Genomic DNA, 17,456 nt, shown 5'->3' with positions numbered 1-17,456 from the left:
AATCAGGCTGCCGGATCTCCTGCAGCATAAAATTGCCTGCTTTATCTTTTTGCAGCCGGATACTCTTGCTTAACCTGTATCTTTCAGCATCGTTATTCGTGGATATTCCCATAAGTATGGCGTAATCGCCCTCCTGCCAGTTAATGTCAGGATAAGAAACGCATTCGCCTGCCGGAATCACAGGCAAGGTAGACTGAGGTTCAGACTGCCAGAAGGTTTGCCCTTTTTTTCCGGTGATTTTTGTTACGGATACGCCTCTGTTTTGGAGCAGGCGCTTTTTTTTTGAATATTATAAGGCGGGGAAAAGCAAGGCATGTTTTCTTTTAGCACGACATCCAGCGGGTAAAAGTAAGGCTTTTCAAGGTGACAGCCGCTTACCAGCAGCACGCAGGCTAGCGTTATTTTTATCATGGTAAATTCCTTTTAGCTGAAGGATCGCTCAGAAATCCCCGCATTACCCATTCATACTTAGCAAGAAGATCGGGCCCGATAAGACCCTCGAAGTTAGCTACCGCTTCAAAATTCGATCGGCCAAATGTTATTAGCCAGAAATAGTCGGCAATGATGCAGGCCTGAGCTTCTAACCTGAACTCAAGAGTATTGGCGGTGGCGAGGCAAGAATAAAGGAACAGCATAAAAACACCGTTTCAGGCAAAATACTCGCAACCTGGGGCGAGCAGTTTTGTGGTCTGTATTGATTTTTTGGATGTCACTGCTTTTTCTTTTATCTCCTTTTTTCTGATGGGGTTATAGCGTTTGCGACTACACCAGACCCGGAAAACGACGGGGTTTATTTTATGATTTTATTAAAAAATATATCACATATTATATTTGAGGTGATGAAGAAAATAATTATTTTAATTAGTTCATAACCATCCCAAAAATTAAAAACGATAAATGAAAATATAAAAGTCAAAAGTAACGGTAAGCGAAAGCAGAAAATATCCCATAAAATATCCTTCCATAGGAATTTAAATGCCTTTTTCATTTTATGAGCCTCACTATATCCGATGCGATTTGTTCGTCAGTTAATGCGTGCCGAAATTTATGATCTATTTTTGTGACGACGGGCTCTATCAGAAAATAGAGCATTTCTACTTCAGCATTATAAAATTTTGTGTACAGGATAGGGTTGATTAATTTTAGCCGGTCTGCAGCGTCAATAGCAATTTTTACGTAACCATAACCACCTAAAACGGTGATGCTTTTCCTGGATATGCTGGTCAATGTGCTTTCCAGCGTTGCCCTTAGTCCTGCGCTCATATAAATTGCAGACGCAATAGAGTAAGCAATAGAGCGATTTGTGAAATTCACAGTTGCATAATCGGCGCTAAGCTTTGTCAGGATTCTGTTTAAATTTAATCTCCTCTCATAATGAATCTCGCTAAATACGTCTTCAGTAAATATTTTTAGCATGTATTTTATAACATTATCTTTGACCTGTACGTCGGAGTAATTATTTTTCTTTTCTCCGAATTCAAAGCCAATATGCGGTAATTTAAAATGAAAGGTCGGAATAATTTTCAAGATGGACCTAATAAACCTTACATCTTCTTTTCTGATTTTCTCACAAACATCCTGATAATTTTCTGTTAAACATGATGAATACCAACTTAGACGTTCGACTCCGTTGTATATCAATTCGCCTTGTTTTAACGCTTCTCTACCTACTTCCTTGACTCCTTTTTCCAGAACTAAAGCCAGATAGTTCTCGGCTTCCAGTTTCTTTATTATTGCTGCGTTATAACTCATGCTCACTCCTGTGCGTTATCTCCTTTGAATGCCTCAGTTACTATGTGGTTTTTTGGTCATTATGTAAACATGGAACTCAGCGGCATTACTGTTTTGCTTGTCAGATTGCGATGGCAAAACTGCTGTGTATAAAAACAGTTCTTACAAGGGTGCAGCGTGGGCGGCAAAGAGAGCAATTAAGAAACCGGCGGCGGGTTCTGGCTCGGCTGAACTCGGACGGCTTCTGGCTGGAGTTTGATGCGCCAGTGTCACTGTCAATGGGGATCCAGTATCTGATATAAGCTGAAGAACTCTATCATTCCCTGCTTTTACAGCAAAAGCAGAATCTTTCTTTTCGGGAGGGCGATCTCTCTTTTTTATGCACTGGTTTACGACTTATTTTTTGATAATTATGAAAAGTATCGTCGGCGGCTTTTATATGAAAGCGCAGCGCCATAATAATCTGGCGCTGCCGGCAACAAAATCAGATGCCGCTATTCAAACAGCCCGACCCAATCGTTTTTACCTCCGTCTGCACGCCCGGCATCATCAGCGTCAGGCCGCGGATCAGCTCATCACCCGCTTCCAGCAGCGCCTCATACGGCATTGACGGCAGGCTTTCCAGTACAAACCACATTTGCGTGGCCTGGGCATCCAGCCGGGTACGCACGCCCTGACGCCAGTTCCAGCGGCGACAGGTCACGCCCTGGTCGTCACGCCAGATAACTTCACCGACCTCCGGTGATTCCACGGCCGCGCTGCCTTCTTTAACCGTATCAAACAGCTCGCTGCCGTCGGCTATTACCAGGCGCGGCTGGCCCACATAGGCGGCAATATTCTCGCCGCCGACCGGAATGGCGTAGCGAAGGCTGATAGCGTTATACAGATCGACCACTGGATCGATGCCCGGCAGCGTGCCGTCGCGCTGCACGCGTTTCCTCAGCGCTTCCGCCGAACAGGGTGTGCGCTTGGGTTTGGCACCGAACTTTTTAAACGTTTCCGCCCAGTCGGCCAGGTGCGCTGCCGCCCAGGCAGGCGAATCGGCAAGCACCGCCTCGCAGGCCTGGGTAACAAACGCTTGTGCGATCGAGGGATCGGCCAGCGGCGCGGCTTTTACGGTGATACTCAGGGCGCGAAAGCCCGGTGCAAGGTCGGCAATAGCCGGGGCGATTGACGGGGTGACTGAAATCATTCCATAATCCTTCGGTGACTAATTTATCCTATAGTAATGACCGATGACCAAAAAAGTCAATAAAACGACCGAGGCAGGGGCCGATATCGACAGCGTCAGCGCTGCCGTCTCGCGCAGTATTAAAACCCATCGCAAGGCGCAAAAGCTTTCGCTGGACGAGCTGGCCCGCCGCGCGGGGGTCAGTAAAGGGATGCTGGTGGAAACCGAAAAGGGCACGGCGAACCCCAGTATCGGTATTTTATGTAAAATCGCCGCCGCGCTTGGCTTGTCGGTGGCGGATATCGTCAACGTTACCGATTCGCCTTCTGCATGGCTTATCACTCGCGAGGAGATCCCTACGCTATGGCAGGGCGAAAAGGGCGGTTCCGCGCGGCTGCTGGCCGGCACGCGTGGGCCGGATATGATTGAGCTGTGGCGCTGGGAAATGCATCCGGGCGAAAGCTTTTCCTCTACGGGTCATCCGGCGGGCACGCTGGAGCTGCTGCATGTCGAAGAAGGCACGCTAAACCTGCAAACCGAAAGCGCCGCGCTGACGGTTAACGCGGGCTGCTCGGCCGTCGCCAGAACGGATATGGCGCACCGCTATGCCAACGAGACTCAGAGCCTGCTGATCTTTACGATGACCGTGGCCGAGCTGCATCGGGGCTAAAAGAAAAAGGATATTTGCCTTTCGCCTACAGTACTTTTTCCAGAAAGCGGCGGGTACGCTGATGAACAGGGCGATTCAGCACCCGCTCGGCGCTGCCACTTTCGACAATTTTGCCATCCACCATAAACACCACGCGATCGGCGACCTGCCGCGCAAAGCCTATCTCATGCGTTACCACTACCAGGGTAACGCCCGAGCGTGCCAGCCTGTTAATCACTTCCAGCACTTCGCCCACCAGCTCAGGATCCAGCGCGGAGGTCGGCTCGTCAAACAGCATCACCTTTGGGTTCAGCGCCAGCGCGCGGGCAATGGCGATGCGCTGCTGCTGGCCGCCGGAAAGCTGTCGGGGCCAGGCGTGCGCCTTTTCGCGCAGGCCGACCGTATCCAGCAGCTCGTAAGCCCGCTCAATTGCCTCGCGGCGCTTCAGCAAACCATGCACGATGGGCGCTTCAATAATGTTGTCCAGCACGGTCATATGCGGAAACAGGTTAAAGTTCTGGAATACGTAACCGACCTGAATGCGTTGTTTCAGAATCGCTTTTTCCTTCAGCTCGTACAGCTTATCGCCCCTGCGGCGATAGCCTACGTAGTCGCCGTCGATCTGAATAAAGCCTTTATCGACGCGTTCCAGATGGTTAATGGTGCGCAAAAGCGTCGACTTGCCGGAGCCGGATGGCCCGAGGATCACGGTGACGGTGCCGGGTTCGATAGTCAGGCTGACATCATCCAACGCTTTAAAGGCGCCGTAGCTTTTACTGATATTGGCGATCTCAATTTTTCCGGCCTGGGTTTGCGGGCGATCGCGCCAGCTGGCGGCATTCTCGTCGCGATTTAGTTCAAGCGCTTCTGACATCAGAACTCTCCTTAAGCGTTGCCGAACGACGGAACAGCGTTAAGCGGGCGGGGCGCCTCTGCCGCACCACGCCGCGCGCAAAATAGTTTTCGACAAAGTGTTGCAACACCGACAGGACGGTGGTGATGCACAGATACCAGACGCTCGCCACCATTAGCAGCGGGATGACCTGCTGCGTGCGGTTATAAATAACCTGCACGGTATAAAACAGTTCCGGCATCGACAGCACGTAAACGATAGAGGTGCCTTTCGCCAGGCTAATCACCTCGTTGAAGCCGGTTGGCAGAATAGCGCGCAGCGCCTGTGGCAAAATAATACGGAAGGTGCGGCGATACGGCGGCAGGCCCAGCGCGGCGGCGGCTTCGTGCTGGCCCTGATCGACGCCGACGATGCCGCCGCGAATGATCTCGGCGGTATAGGCGGCCTGCACCAGCGACAGCCCCAGCACCGCTACCGAAAACTGATCCAGCAGATCGGTGGTGGCGTGGGTAAAGAAGGTGATGGAGGTGAAAGGCACGCCCAGCGACAGGCTGTCATACAAATAAGCGAAGTTATAAAGAATAATCAGCACCAGCAGCAGGGGCAGCGAGCGGAACAGCCAGATATAGCTCCACGCCAGCGCGTTCAGCAGCCAGGACCTGGCGAGCCGCGCCAGCGCCAGGCCGGTGCCGAGAATCGAGCCGAACAGCGTGCCCAGCAGGGTCAGCAGCAGCGTTTTCCCCAGCCCGTTTAAAATGGCCGGATCGAAAAACCACTGCGCAAATACTCCCCACTCCCAGCGCGGATTGGTGGCAATGGACTGCACCACGCCGGTAATAATAAAGAGCGCGAACGCTGCGCCCGCCATGCGCCACGGGTAGCGGGCAGGCACAACTTTCAGGACGACATCGTTCGGCGCGTCGGCGTTGTCACGCCAGCCAGCATCCGGGTTTTTCATGGTCACTCCTCAGGCGCTGCGTCGGACAGGCTGGCTGAGCAGCGTTTTGGTAAAGGGCAGGCGGCCGTCAAAGGGCGGCAGCGCATAGCGTTCGGGATCGACCGCCGGATCGAACTGCGGCTGATAACCCTGCGACAGATAGAGCCTGACCGCTTCCGGCTGACGAAAGCCGGTGGTCAGATACAGCGCGTCATATCCCTGCAGCGCCGCCAGCCGCTCCAGCTCCAGCAGAACCTTCTGCGCCAGGCCCTGACGCCGCATACTGCTGTGCGTCCAGATACGCTTCAGCTCTGCAGTCGTGACGTTGTAACGCTTGAAGGCCCCCATCGCTATCGGCGTTTCATGGCGCAGCAGTACGATAAACGCCCCGTCGGGCGGTGCATAAATTCCCGGCGGCTCTTCTTCCTGCTCGCCAAAATAGTCGCCGTAGCGGGCGCGGTATTCGGCGAACAGCCCGTCGATAATCGGCTCAATTCGCGGATCGTCCGGCGTGGTATGGATAAAGGTTTCTTCAATCATGGCGTGCTCCCGTACTCAGTCGCCTAAACCCGGCGGGTTAATCTCGGAATGGTCGATTTTTTCGATGCTCTCGCCCCAGCGATCCAGCACCTGTAAATAGCTGCCGCTGGCGATGGCGCCGTTGAGTGAAGCCTGTACGGCTTCCACCAGCCCGCTGCCTTTTTTCAGCGTCACGGCGATATTGGCGGTTTTAGGCCAGCCGCCGGCCACCACGCCGACCAGCCTGGTGGTGCCGGTCAGTTTGGCTTTATAGGCGCCGGTAACGTTAGGGCCGAAAGTGGCGTCGGCGCGGCCGGACTGGATCGCCAGCGTGGCGGCGGCATCGTCGGTCACGTAAAGCGGCTGCATAGCGGGCAGGCCTTTCGCCTGATTTTCTTTATCCCACTGCAGCAGGATGGCTTCCTGATTGGTGCCGGAGCCCACGATAATACGTTTGCCGGCAATATCCGGCGCGGCGTCAATTTTGCTGATTTTACTGCTGCTTTTGACGTAGAAGCCCAGCGTGTCCTGACGATAGGTCGCGAAGTCAAACCGCGCTTTGCGTTCTTTAGTCACGGTTATATTGTAAATCGCCGCGTCATATTTCCCGGAGGCGACGCCCAGCGGCCAGTCTTCCCAGGAAGCCGGAACGATTTTTAATTTTAATCCCAGCCCATCGGCAACCAGTCGTGCTATATCCGCTTCGCTGCCGATAACCGTTTTATTATCGCGGGCAAACAGGCCGAACGGCGGCGCGCTGCCCAACACTGCCGTAGCCACCGTCAATGTGCCGGGCGTAACAAATTTATAATTAGCCGGGATCAGCGAAGCCGCCTGAGGGTTTAACGGCGTATGCACCGGCTTTTCATTAGCGATTAAATCTATTCCCGGCGCGGCCTGGGCGCTCAGGCTCAGGCCCAGCAGCAGCGCCAGCGCGCTTAAGCGGTTGCTATTCATCATTTTATCCCTGCGTTTTGTTTTTCTGCACTATTCAGGATGCGGCAGGGCAAGTAAAACAACAAAAACAAATAAAGATAGCGGGAAATAATCTTTTCCCGTGAGCCGTAATAATTTCATTATTATGCAAAAGCTAAGCTGTAATTAATATTTAGCGTCGCCGTTTTTATATGGAATTCTCGCTGAAAGTATTCAGAGAGAATAAATTATGTCTTATCAGTTAAGTCTTTTAGATCAAAGCCCGGTGGACGAAGGGCAAACGCCGCAGGCCGCGCTGGCGGCGACGCTTGCCTTTGCCCGCACGGCGGAGCGGCTGGGCTACCACCGGCTGTGGGTGTCTGAACATCACGACAACGAGCGCCTGGCGGGCAGCTCGCCGGAAGTGCTGATAGCCTGGCTTCTGGCCCACACCAGCCGGTTACGCATCGGCTCCGGCGGCGTGATGCTGCAACACTACAGTCCTTACAAGGTGGCGGAAAATTTTCATTTGCTGGCTTCGCTGGCAACCGGGCGCGTCGATTTAGGCGTTGGCAAAGCGCCGGGCGGGTTGCCGCTTTCCACCAAAGCTTTGCAGGGTGAACTGGCAGGGCAAAAGGATTTTCCCGCGCTGCTGGCGCAGTTAACCCGCTATCTTGACGCCGTGACCGAACCGGCCAGCGGTGAAGCCGCCAGAGCGCTGCCGGCGCCATCACACTCGCCGTCGCGCTTTCTGCTGGGTGCCAGTGCGGAAAGCGCCCGGCTGGCCGCGCATCTGGGATGGAACTTTGTCTATGCCGGTTTTATTAACGCCTCTGAGCAGGCGATGCGGGAAGCGGTGCTGACCTTTCACGAGTACGCGCAGCAGGGTAAGGCGCTGATCAGCCTGGCGGCGCTGGCGGCCGACACCACTGAGGAAGCGGCTTCGCTACTGGCCGAACAGCATAACTATCGCGTCACGCTTGGCGAACGGCACGTGACCGTCGGCAGCGAAGCGCAGGCGCTGGCTTTTGTCCAGCAGGCGGGCGCGGCGGATTACCGTATTGAAAAGCAGGCGCTGAACGTGCTGCACGGCACCGCCGACGTTATCCACCAGCGGCTGGCCGCGTTACAGCAAAGCCTTAAGGTCGACGAATTTATTCTGCATACGCCGCTAAGCAATCCCGCGCGGCGTCTGCGTTCCATTACTCTGCTGGCGGGCCAGCATTAAGGAGATCGTATGAGCACCCACATCAAATTCGGCCTGATGCTGCACGGCGCGGGCGGCCATATGAATGCATGGCGTCATGCCAGCGCGCCGGCCGATGCCAGCGTAAACTTCCGCTACTTTACCGATCTGGCACAGCAGGCGGAGGCGGCAGGGTTCGATTTCCTTTTCGTCGCCGACGGGCTGCACATCAACGAGAAGTCGCTGCCGCATTTCCTTAATCGCTTCGAGCCCGTGGCGCTGCTGTCGGCGCTGGCCGCGGTCACGCAGCGAATTGGGCTGGCGGGCACGATTTCTACTTCGTACAGCGATCCTTTCACCGTTGCCCGTCAGCTGGCGACGCTGGATAATATCAGCGGCGGCCGGGCCGGCTGGAACGTGGTGACCTCGCCGCTGGAAGGCTCGGCGCAGAACTTCGGTAAAGCGCATCCGGCGCACTCGCTGCGCTACGAGATTGCCGAGGAATATATCAACGTAGTGCAGGGATTATGGGACTCCTGGGAGGACGACGCCTTCGTGCGCGATCGCGACAGCGGCGTTTTTTTTGACGCGGCCAAACTGCACAGGCTGAATCACCAGGGCAAATTTTTCTCGGTAGCCGGGCCGCTGAATATTCAGCGTTCGCCGCAGGGGCAGCCGGTGATTTTCCAGGCGGGCGCGTCCGATACCGGCATCGGCCTGGCCGGAAAATCCGCCGATGCGGTATTCACCAACGCGCGCACGCTTGCGGAAGCGCAGAGCTATTCGCGGAAGCTACAGGCCAGCGTTGCCGCTAACGGGCGCGATCCGGTAGCTATCTTTCCCGGCATCAGCCCCATTATTGGCAAAACGCCGGAAGAGGCCGAAGCGAAATATCAGCATTTGCTGTCGCTGCTTTCCCTCGACGATGCGCTGGCCTATCTGGGTCGCTTCTTTGAGCATCATGATTTCAGCCAGTACGATCCGGACGGGCCTTTCCCGGACGTTGGCGAGCTGGGGCAGAACAGCTTCCGTTCCACTACCGACAGCATCAAGCATCGGGCACGGGAAGAGCAACTGACGCTGCGTCAGGTAGCTTATGAAACCACGCTGCCGCGCGGCGAATTCTTCGGTACGCCGCAGCAGGTGGCCGACGCGCTGATTGCATGGGTAGAAAAGGGCGGCGCGAGCGGTTTTATCCTCAGCGGCCCGGTGCTGGTGGAGTCGCTACGCGATATCACGCGTGATGTGCTGCCGATACTGGCGGCGCGCGGCTACTGGCAGCCTTCTGACGAAACCACGCTGCGCGGCAGGCTGGGGCTGCCGTTTAAAGTCAATCGTTACGCTGAGCCGGTGCCGGAGCTGGTTGAAAACCAATAAGATTGATGACGGGCGGCGTCGTGCCGCCCGTGTCCGGGCCTACTGTGGTTTCTTATCCAGCGTCCAGGTGGCGCTGCTGACTTCCACCTTCACCGGCAGCAGGCCAATCTGCGTGAATTTATCGGCCAGCGCCTGCTGCTGACTGAACACTTCCGGCGTCATCCTTTGCGCGCCAAAAGGCATTCTGGCGAGGGCTTTTTGCCAGATCGGCTGCGGCAGGCCGGTTGAGGATGAGAGGATCTTCGCCGTTTCTTCGGGATGGCCGTTAGCCCAGTCGCTGAGCTTGCCCAATTCGCCCAGCACTTTTTCCGCCGTTTGCGGGTGCGCTTCCGCAAATTTACGGCTGGCCAGATAGAAGGTGTAATGCGGCACCAGTCCTTCCGCGTTTTGCACTATTCTGGCGCTGGCGTTAGTCTCTACTTCCGCCAGGTAAGGATCCCAGATAACCCAGGCGTCCACTGCGCCACGCTGGAAGGCGGCGCGGGCATCGGCAGGCGGCAGGTAAACCGGCTTGATATCCTTATAGCTCAGCCCGGCTTTTTCCAGCGCGGTAATCAGCAGATAGTTAACGTCCGAGCCCTTGTTCAGCGCCACGCGTTTGCCTTTCAGATCGGCGACATTTTTAATGGAAGAAGCCTGCGGCACCACAATGGCTTCGGTTTTAGGGTTAGCGAGCGAGTGGCCCAGATAGACCAGTTCGGCCTGTGCGGCCTGAGCAAAGGCGGGCGGCGCGTCGCCCGTTGCGGCCAGATCGATGCTGCCGACGTTCAGTCCTTCCAGCATTTGCGGCCCGGCCGGAAATTCCACCCAGCGTACCTGAATGCCCTGTTTTTTAAATTCGTCGTCCAGCGTGCCGCGATATTTCAGCAGCGCGAAAATATTCGCTTTCTGATAGCCGATATTGACCGTTTCCGGCTGGCTTGCCGCCAGCGCCTGCTGTGAAGTGGCCGCCAGAACCAGCGCGGCAAGGCTGCTAACAAGATAATTTTTCATGGTTTTCCCCGTAAAAGTCATCAGCGCACCATAGCAAATTGGTTACGCAGCGCTTAGCGAGTAAATCTACTGTCCTTAGCATGAAAAAACATATTGGCATTGAAGGCGGCTGGGGTAAAAAATGGAAACAGGTCACAGCTTTCGATCGTGATGGCTTGCATGCCAGACACGGATTGTGCAAAATTTACCCGGCAATATTCAGGGAAATAGCAATCAGTTAAAACAGGGATGAAAAAGATGAAAAGATTAGTCAGCGCGCTGGCGCTGCTGCTTTGTGCCTGCGCGCCTCAGGGCAGCGTAGAACGCCATACCACCCATGCCGTCCATCAAATTGCGGACGCCAATTTCGATCCTAATACGCGTATGCTGCTGGCCGACTCCATCCGCGTGATGCGGCCCGGCTTTCAGGCTGTTTATCAGGCAGGCGTAAAGGACAGGGCTGCCGGCTTAAGTAAAGCGCAAATGGAAGAAAAAGCCGCCTGTCTGCTCAAGCCTGAAAACCTGCCGGATGAGGCCGTTACCCATACTTTTCTTGGTCAGACCTACCTGGCCGATCGGCCAGAAAAAGAGCGTAAGATCCTGGCGGATGCGCTGGCAGCGACCTATCGGGATGGCTATGAAGGGAGGCCTTAGCGCTGCGTCAATCAGGTAAGCCAGCGCATGGCGGCAAGGATGGCCACGGGCGAGCCATCCTTGCCTTAACCTTTTTTTATTCGCCTTTGGCTTCGGTTAATGCCTGGGCCGCGCAGACCAGCGCCAGATGGCTCAGCCCCTGCGGCAGGTTGCCGCGCCAGCTGGCGGTTCTGACGTCAAACATCTCGTTAAAGATTTCTACGTTGCCTCTGTCGCACAGGCTTTCCAGAATTTCATGCATGGAAGCCTCCGCGCGTTTTGTATCCCCCATTGAAGCGCAGGCTTCCACCAGCCAGAAAGAGCAGGCCACAAAGGTGCTTTCTTCCTGCTCCACGCCGCTGTAGCGATACAGCATGGCGCTGTTGTGGCCCAGCTCACGGCGGATGGCGTCATAAGTTTTCAGCATGCGTTCGGGATTGACGCTGTTGCCATAATGGTGCATCAGCGCCAGCGAGGCGTCCAGCCTGTCTTCGCAGCCGACATAGAACAGATAGGCCTGGCGGCTCTCCGACCAGCAGTGCTCTTCGATCCAGTCGCGAATACGATCGCGCTCGCGCTCCCAGCGGCCGACCCAGGTAGGTTCGATATGTTTGCCTTCGGCCATCGCGACGGCCTGATCCAGCGCCAGCCAGCAGGCCATTTTGGAGTGGGTGTAGTGCTGTTCGTCGGGCAGCTCCCAGATCCCCGAATCCTTTTGCCGCCAGCTGTCGGCACAGCAGTTGGCCAGTTCGCCAAGCATTCGTGAGGTAGCAATATCCAGCACGTGGCCCGCCTGGATAAACAGCCGGGCGGTAGAGAGCATATCGCCATACATGCTGAGCTGTACCTGATCGCGGGCATTATTACCCACGCGCACGGGTTGTGAATCTTCATAGCCCCTGAGCGGCAGGTAACGCTCTTCCGGCACCAGACTACCGTCCAGGGTATAGCAGGCGCGCAGCTTAACGCCGTGGCGAATAATGGTGTGCGTCAGCCAGGAGAAAGCGGCCTTACAATCTTCCAGCGCCCCCAGGTAGACGAAGGATTTAATGATCAGGCAGGCGTCGCGCACCCAGGCGTAGCGATAGTCGTAGTTCTTCTCGCCGCCAAAGCCTTCGGGTAAGGATGACGTCGCCGCAGCCGCCAGCGCGCCAGTTGGCGAGTACCAGAGAAATTTTAGCGACAGCGCGGAACGCTTAACGTGCGGTGAGAACAGCCCCTGATAAGAAAGGTGGTTGACCCAGTCGCGCCAGGCGGTATGACTGGTTTCAATCCTGTCGTCGATCGCCGCGAGATCCGGCACGGCTAACGGCTCTTTTTCACTCGCCAGCAGCGCTATCAGCGAATGCGAACCGGGAGAGGTGACCAGGCGTCCTTCGACCGCTTCATCGCACAGCCAGCTAATCGTTACGTCTTCGCTGGTGCGCAGCATGGTCATCAGATCGCCGATATGAAAAACCGCGCCGTGATGGGTATCCGCTACCCACGGCGAGCGGCTTTCCGCCATCGTGCCCAGCTTAAGGCGCAGGTTCAGCACGACTTCGCCTTCAACGCCTTCCACACGTCGCGCCAGCTCGCTCCACGGCAGACGGCCCGCCAGCGAGCTGTTCAGCGATTCGGTAAGGCGAACCGATCCGCTTTCTGTGCTGTATAGCGTTTCAAGGACGTTGCTCTCCTCGCGATAACGCCGCTCGACGCGGTAGCTGCCTTCAGGCTCCAGCTGGAAAAAACCGCCGATACCGGGATCGAGGATGCGATCGAACAGCGGCGGCGAGTCCAGATTGGGCGCGCACCACCAGTCGATGGCGCCATCGGGCGCGATCAGCGCCACGGAGCGCCCCTCGCCGATAGCCGCATAGTCGCCGAGACCGGCAAAACCCTCTTTACGCACGGGAGAGCGGTAGGTTTTATTTTTCACTCGACGTCCCTTGTTCAGAATATATAGACGGCCTGAGCCATAAAACGATGATGGCTCACCGAATGACATCAGGCTCTGGATTGAAAAGTATAGATAAGTTTTCAGCTTGCGCAGGCAAAGCGCCCGGCATGACGGCGCCCGGGCGGCAACATTGGGGAAAATAGCGTAATAAGCGCGGCCGCAAATAGCATGACGCAGGCGTGTTGGTTATTAAAGCGTCACTGGCGGGCGAGAAACCAGCATTTCAATCGGCACATCGAGCGCCAGAGCCAGATTATTCAGGGTAAGCAAACTGATATTACGCTTGCCGTTTTCAATATCGCTAAGATAAGTACGATCGATGCCGCTACGCTCGCTCAGGGCAATCTGACTTAGCTGCTTGCGTTTGCGGAACAGACGTACCCGTTCGCCGACGCTAATTAACAGACCGTCATGCAAAGTGTTTTCTCCGGCAAATTCAGGCTGGGATCCATCCTGAATCTATATAATAACATTCTGATTTAACAGCATTAAATTTCATTTAAGACTATTCCTGGTGTTCGCCATCTGCCTGGCCGGGCCGCTACTATTGCCTGTTCTCCGCCTTGATAATTTTTAATGCTGCTTGCCATTGCGGTCGAGATCCGGCTGACAGTCGGTTTCAGAATGCCGTAACAGTGAATCAGACGGCAGGTTGGGCAGCGACTTGCTTATTAATGCTCCTTCTGGCGTTCCTGCTTTCCTAATATTGTTGAAAAACCGCGCGGCTGGCAGCCTGCCGCCCCACAATTCTTCCTGAGTTGTTACACTCAGTTCTGGTGTCTCAACAGGAGTAATCATGAAACTGGGCTTTGCTTGTAAATATTTTAATGCTGAGGCAAAACAGCCTTTTCCATTAAGAGCCACCACGCGCACCCGATTTTTGAGCCTGGATAAAGCAGCGCGGCTGGCGCTAATCAGCGAAATATCGCAGCATAATCTCAGCAATCTTTACCTGACGCTGGAAGCGCTGGCGAAAGAGCCGGAAGCGCTACGTATGATGCGGCTGGGAAGCGATCTGCTGCCTCTGTTTACGGTGCCGGAAGCGAACGAGCTGTATCAGGACTATTTACCGGAACTGCATTCGGCGCTGGCGAAATGCGGCGATTTCGCCCGGGCCCATCATATCCGCCTCTCTTTTCATCCGGGACAATATTCCGTGCTGGCGTCAGATAATCCACTGGTGGTGGAACGCGCCATTGAAGACGTGGAATATCACACGCTGTGCGCGAAGCTGATGGGCTATGGCAAAACCTTCCAGGATTTTAAAATCAATATCCATATGAACGGCAAGGGCGGTTTTGAGGGATTTCAAACCGCGTTTCACCGCCTCAGCCCGGAAGCGAAAAACATGCTGACGGTGGAAAACGATGAGATTTCCTGTTCGCTGGATGACGTGCTTCAGGCGAAAGAGCTCTGTCCCATCGTGCTGGATATTCATCACCATTGGGTAAAAGAGAACGAATTTATCCAGCCCGACGATCCGCGTATCGCGCAGATTAAAGCCTCCTGGCGCGGCGTCAGGCCGGTGCTGCACTATTCGATTTCGCAGGAAGGTATCATTCCGCCACACGGCTGGCCAAATCAGGAAGAGTTAGGCGTGGCAAGAACTAAGCTGCGGGCGCACTCCGACTATTATTTTAACGATACGCTGAACGACTGGGCTTTATCGTTCAAAGAGTTCGATATCATGTGCGAAGTAAAAATGAAGAACCTGGCGAGGGATCGGCTGTTTAACTACGCAGGGCAGGACAAAGAACAGGATTAGCGAGCGCGGAACATGCGCGATGGCGCACATGTTCCGTTTCCCGCCTTGCCTAGAGCTTGCCGCTGCGGGTCTGCTCTGAGGTGGTAAAATGGGTTTCGCCATGAGCAATATCGCCGCCGCCCTTGACGCTTTTCAGCTGGACGGTATCGCCATGTTCCCAGGCGTTGGCGCCTGCCGCTGCCGGATGCGCAATGATATCTTTGCGTGACTCTCTGATTTTCTTCGTGTCCACGTCGAATCTTTTGTCGCGATCGATCAGCAAACGCGGATCCATCTGGCCGTCGGCGGTAAAGCCCATCATCAGCGCCGGAATGCCCAACGGCAGCGTTTTATCACGATCGGTATGCCAGGTATGCCAGGTTTTGCCGTAGGTATTAACGATACGCGACATCAGCGCTTTTTCCGCCAGCGGCGGCAGGCCAGGCGCGATCAGCGTGCCGGATTTCACCTCATACTGATGGCTGTGCCAATACTTTTTCTCTTCCGGCGGCAGCGTTTTAAACAGTCTTTCGCTGATAATATATTCCACGCCCATCAGCTTGGCGTCGCGCGTGTTGCCATCGTAAATTACCGCCTGCATCACGTCGTCGTTGAGAATGGTGACGTAATGGTGCGCCTCCATCTGTCCATTGTGGTCGCCGTTATAGAAATGAAAGCCGTCCAGATAAGCGTTAATAGCGTCAATGGGCGGGCGGGACTGCATCGCTGCCGCGCCGGTATCCAGCAGCTTTTTTTCCGTCGAGGTCGGGGCGCCAGGGCTGGTAACTTGCGAGGGCGAATTGTGCGCGCCGCAGCCGCACAGCAGCAGGGCGATCAGAGGCAGGGTTCCTTTCATTTTGTCTCCGTAACTTGAAAGTGTCTGAAATTGTTTAATGCTGATACAAAATGTCAGTAAAAGCCTGGCAGGTAACGGTCATTTCGCAACGTCGTTGTTCCGGCAATGTTTCTTCACCAGCGTGAGGCCCGGCGTCCTTTACCCGCCACTTTTCTGCCTGAAATCAGCTCGCGGCATCTCCTTTGTGACACGGCGGCCGATCTTCTACTAAGTTAAACAGGAGGACGCTATTTTATAAAGGAGGCCACCTTGACTGACCAAAAGAATGATTCAGCAACGATCCAGACGACCGAACTGCTTCAAACCAGCGAAGCCTGGAACGGTACGCCCTATACCGCTTATCCCGCCGGTAAACCCCAGCTTACGGTAATGAAGATGACTATTCCGCCGCATACGTCGCTGCCCTGGCATTCGCATCCGATGCCAAATATGGCTTATTTGCTCTCTGGCCAGCTGACCATTGAAGATAAAGAGAGCGGCAGAACGCATCAGGTAAAGGCTGGCGAAGCGCTGAATGAGGCAACGGGCGATATTCATCGCGGCTATACCACCGACGAAGCCGCTGAGCTGGTGATCTTCTACGCGGGCGCAGAGGGACAGCCGCTGTCGGAGCCGTTGCCCGGCGAGCCTGCGGAGTTTTAACCGGTTGACGGCAGACAAGCCCAGGCTTCAGCGTTAGTATGACGGTTTCAACGCGCCAGATGCGCGCCGCTAAAGGTCATTATGCTATGAAAAAAATTGGGTTTCTCTCTTTCGGTCACTGGACGCCCTCTGCACAGTCGGCCACCCGATCGGCAGCAGATGCGCTGCTGCAATCTATCGATCTGGCGGTAGCCGCAGAAGAGCTGGGCGCCGACGGCGCCTATTTTCGCGTGCACCACTTTGCCCGCCAGCTTAGCGCGCCGTTTCCGCTGCTGGCGGCCGTTGCGGCCCGTACCAATAAAATTGAAATTGGTACCGGCGTTATTGATATGCGCTACGAGAACCCGCTTTATATGGCGGAAGACGCCGGCGTGGCCGATTTAATCAGCGGCGGGCGTTTGCAGTTGGGCCTCAGCCGCGGCTCACCGGAACAGGTCATTGAAGGCTGGCGCTACTTCGGCTATGGCCCGCAGGAGGGCGAAAGCGATGCTGATATGGGGCGGCGCCATACCGAGGCGCTGCTGGAAGTGTTGAAGGGCGAAGGGTTTGCAAAACCTAATCCGCAGCCGATGTTTCCTAATCCGCCGGGACTGCTGCGGCCTGAACCTTTTTCCTCCGGGCTGCGTGAACGGATCTGGTGGGGGTCGGGTTCGGACGCCACGGCGGTTTGGGCCGCGAAGCTGGGGATGAACCTGCAAAGCTCGACGCTAAAAGATGACGAAACCGGCGAGCCTTTCCATATTCAGCAGGCAAAACAGATCCGTGCCTATCGCGCCGCCTGGCGGGAAGCGGGTCATCAGCGCGAACCGCGCGTTTCGGTCAGCCGCAGTATTTTTGCGTTGGTCAGCGAACAGGATCGTGCCTGGTTTGGCAGCAGCGGGCAGGGTGGCGATCAGATTGGCTACCTGGATGAAAAAACGCGTGCCATCTTCGGGCGCAGCTATGCCGCCGAACCGGAGAAGCTGATTGCCCAGCTGGCGAAGGATGAAGCGATTGCCGAGGCGGATACGTTGCTGCTGACCATCCCTAATCAGCTTGGCGTGGCATATTGCACGCACGTGCTGGAAGCAATCCTTAAATATGTCGCCCCGGAGCTGGGTTGGCGGTAGCATTGAGCCAGGGCAACCTGGCCGGTTAAAGGCAGCGCTGTTAGCGACGGAAAAGTAATCCTTTTAAGCGCAGAAAAGGTGCTGGCTGTGGCGACGGTCAGCACCTCCATTTAAACGTATTTCAGCTATGCCAATGGCTGTATCACAAAAATTTTTCGCTTAAACCTGGCAGGGAAGGTAATAGTTAAAGACAGATATCCAAAGAATAATAAATAGCCGGTGG

At 55.3% G+C, this 17,456-nt stretch carries 20 protein-coding genes; 7 read left to right on the top strand and 13 right to left on the bottom strand.

Going from position 1 to position 17,456, the window contains the following annotated elements:
- Positions 1-243 precede the first annotated feature (243 nt).
- The 4 genes from QCD69_RS02130 to QCD69_RS02115 form a co-directional block, all read right to left on the bottom strand.
- The gene (locus QCD69_RS02130) at positions 244-411 is read right to left on the bottom strand and encodes a hypothetical protein (protein ID WP_301250839.1); all 168 of its coding nucleotides are present in this window, start codon (positions 409-411) and stop codon (positions 244-246) included.
- The gene (locus tag QCD69_RS02125; RefSeq protein ID WP_253454201.1) at positions 408-635 is read right to left on the bottom strand and encodes a hypothetical protein; all 228 of its coding nucleotides are present in this window, start codon (positions 633-635) and stop codon (positions 408-410) included. The genes QCD69_RS02130 and QCD69_RS02125 overlap by 4 nt, the downstream gene beginning before the upstream one ends.
- 349 nt (positions 636-984) lie before the next feature.
- On the bottom strand, positions 985-1,752 hold the full coding sequence (locus tag QCD69_RS02120) for a hypothetical protein (RefSeq protein ID WP_301250838.1): 768 nt from the start codon (positions 1,750-1,752) through the stop codon (positions 985-987).
- A gap of 463 nt (positions 1,753-2,215) precedes the next feature.
- Positions 2,216-2,923, bottom strand: coding sequence for a B3/B4 domain-containing protein (locus QCD69_RS02115; protein WP_301250836.1), 708 nt, complete (start codon positions 2,921-2,923; stop codon positions 2,216-2,218).
- 43 nt (positions 2,924-2,966) lie between these two features.
- Between QCD69_RS02115 and QCD69_RS02110 the strand changes: the two genes are divergently transcribed.
- Positions 2,967-3,572 (top strand): helix-turn-helix domain-containing protein, encoded by a 606-nt coding sequence (locus tag QCD69_RS02110; RefSeq protein WP_253454192.1) that lies wholly within the window; start codon positions 2,967-2,969, stop codon positions 3,570-3,572.
- Positions 3,573-3,597: 25 nt separating this feature from the next.
- On the opposite strand, the gene QCD69_RS02105 is transcribed toward QCD69_RS02110, so the two are convergent.
- From QCD69_RS02105 to QCD69_RS02090, 4 genes are read right to left on the bottom strand one after another with little or no spacing between them, the layout of a single operon-like run.
- On the bottom strand, positions 3,598-4,425 hold the full coding sequence (locus tag QCD69_RS02105; protein WP_253454190.1) for an amino acid ABC transporter ATP-binding protein: 828 nt from the start codon (positions 4,423-4,425) through the stop codon (positions 3,598-3,600).
- The gene (locus QCD69_RS02100) at positions 4,409-5,362 is read right to left on the bottom strand and encodes an amino acid ABC transporter permease (protein ID WP_253454189.1); all 954 of its coding nucleotides are present in this window, start codon (positions 5,360-5,362) and stop codon (positions 4,409-4,411) included. The genes QCD69_RS02105 and QCD69_RS02100 overlap by 17 nt, the downstream gene beginning before the upstream one ends.
- Positions 5,363-5,371: 9 nt before the next feature.
- Positions 5,372-5,881 (bottom strand): GNAT family N-acetyltransferase, encoded by a 510-nt coding sequence (locus QCD69_RS02095; RefSeq protein WP_301250834.1) that lies wholly within the window; start codon positions 5,879-5,881, stop codon positions 5,372-5,374.
- A gap of 15 nt (positions 5,882-5,896) precedes the next feature.
- A complete protein-coding gene (locus tag QCD69_RS02090; protein ID WP_301250832.1) occupies positions 5,897-6,820 on the bottom strand; it encodes an ABC transporter substrate-binding protein in 924 nt (307 codons plus the stop codon).
- A gap of 205 nt (positions 6,821-7,025) precedes the next feature.
- Here QCD69_RS02090 and QCD69_RS02085 point away from each other — a divergent pair, with 205 nt between their 5' ends.
- Positions 7,026-8,003 (top strand): MsnO8 family LLM class oxidoreductase, encoded by a 978-nt coding sequence (locus QCD69_RS02085; protein ID WP_301250830.1) that lies wholly within the window; start codon positions 7,026-7,028, stop codon positions 8,001-8,003.
- A gap of 9 nt (positions 8,004-8,012) precedes the next feature.
- Positions 8,013-9,338: an LLM class flavin-dependent oxidoreductase gene (locus tag QCD69_RS02080; protein WP_301250828.1), complete on the top strand. Its 1,326-nt coding sequence runs from the start codon at positions 8,013-8,015 to the stop codon at positions 9,336-9,338.
- A 39-nt stretch (positions 9,339-9,377) separates the two neighbouring features.
- Here QCD69_RS02080 and QCD69_RS02075 read toward each other — a convergent pair whose 3' ends face one another.
- Complete coding sequence (locus QCD69_RS02075; protein WP_253454179.1) at positions 9,378-10,331, bottom strand: aliphatic sulfonate ABC transporter substrate-binding protein; 954 nt, start codon at positions 10,329-10,331, stop codon at positions 9,378-9,380.
- A gap of 237 nt (positions 10,332-10,568) precedes the next feature.
- On the opposite strand from QCD69_RS02075, the gene QCD69_RS02070 reads away from it, so the two are divergent.
- Positions 10,569-10,964, top strand: a complete 396-nt coding sequence (locus tag QCD69_RS02070) for an Exc2 family lipoprotein (RefSeq protein WP_301250826.1) — start codon at positions 10,569-10,571, stop codon at positions 10,962-10,964.
- Between the two features lie 76 nt (positions 10,965-11,040).
- Here QCD69_RS02070 and QCD69_RS02065 read toward each other — a convergent pair whose 3' ends face one another.
- The 3 genes from QCD69_RS02065 to QCD69_RS02055 form a co-directional block, all read right to left on the bottom strand.
- Positions 11,041-12,861: a glycoside hydrolase family 15 protein gene (locus QCD69_RS02065; RefSeq protein ID WP_253454175.1), complete on the bottom strand. Its 1,821-nt coding sequence runs from the start codon at positions 12,859-12,861 to the stop codon at positions 11,041-11,043.
- A 210-nt stretch (positions 12,862-13,071) separates the two neighbouring features.
- Positions 13,072-13,299, bottom strand: a complete 228-nt coding sequence (locus tag QCD69_RS02060; protein WP_253454173.1) for a helix-turn-helix domain-containing protein — start codon at positions 13,297-13,299, stop codon at positions 13,072-13,074.
- Positions 13,300-13,455: 156 nt separating this feature from the next.
- The gene (locus QCD69_RS02055) at positions 13,456-13,746 is read right to left on the bottom strand and encodes a hypothetical protein (protein ID WP_253461307.1); all 291 of its coding nucleotides are present in this window, start codon (positions 13,744-13,746) and stop codon (positions 13,456-13,458) included.
- Here QCD69_RS02055 and QCD69_RS02050 point away from each other — a divergent pair.
- Entirely contained in the window at positions 13,679-14,647 is a 969-nt protein-coding gene (locus QCD69_RS02050) for a UV damage endonuclease UvsE (RefSeq protein ID WP_253454171.1), read from the top strand. The two genes, QCD69_RS02055 and QCD69_RS02050, sit on opposite strands and share 68 nt — an antisense overlap.
- 49 nt (positions 14,648-14,696) lie before the next feature.
- Here the strand turns inward: QCD69_RS02050 and QCD69_RS02045 are convergent, their stop codons facing one another.
- Positions 14,697-15,482, bottom strand: coding sequence for an OBAP family protein (locus QCD69_RS02045; protein WP_301250824.1), 786 nt, complete (start codon positions 15,480-15,482; stop codon positions 14,697-14,699).
- Between the two features lie 249 nt (positions 15,483-15,731).
- On the opposite strand from QCD69_RS02045, the gene QCD69_RS02040 reads away from it, so the two are divergent.
- Both QCD69_RS02040 and QCD69_RS02035 read left to right on the top strand, forming a co-directional pair.
- Entirely contained in the window at positions 15,732-16,124 is a 393-nt protein-coding gene (locus tag QCD69_RS02040; protein ID WP_253454168.1) for a cupin domain-containing protein, read from the top strand.
- 86 nt (positions 16,125-16,210) lie between these two features.
- The gene (locus QCD69_RS02035) at positions 16,211-17,233 is read left to right on the top strand and encodes an LLM class flavin-dependent oxidoreductase (RefSeq protein ID WP_301250823.1); all 1,023 of its coding nucleotides are present in this window, start codon (positions 16,211-16,213) and stop codon (positions 17,231-17,233) included.
- The last annotated feature ends 223 nt before the right edge of the window (positions 17,234-17,456 follow it).

The organism is Erwinia sp. PsM31 (assembly GCF_030433775.1).
Classification (GTDB): Bacteria; Pseudomonadota; Gammaproteobacteria; order Enterobacterales; family Enterobacteriaceae; genus Erwinia; species Erwinia aeris.
This window is presented reverse-complemented; position numbering and strand designations above follow the sequence as displayed.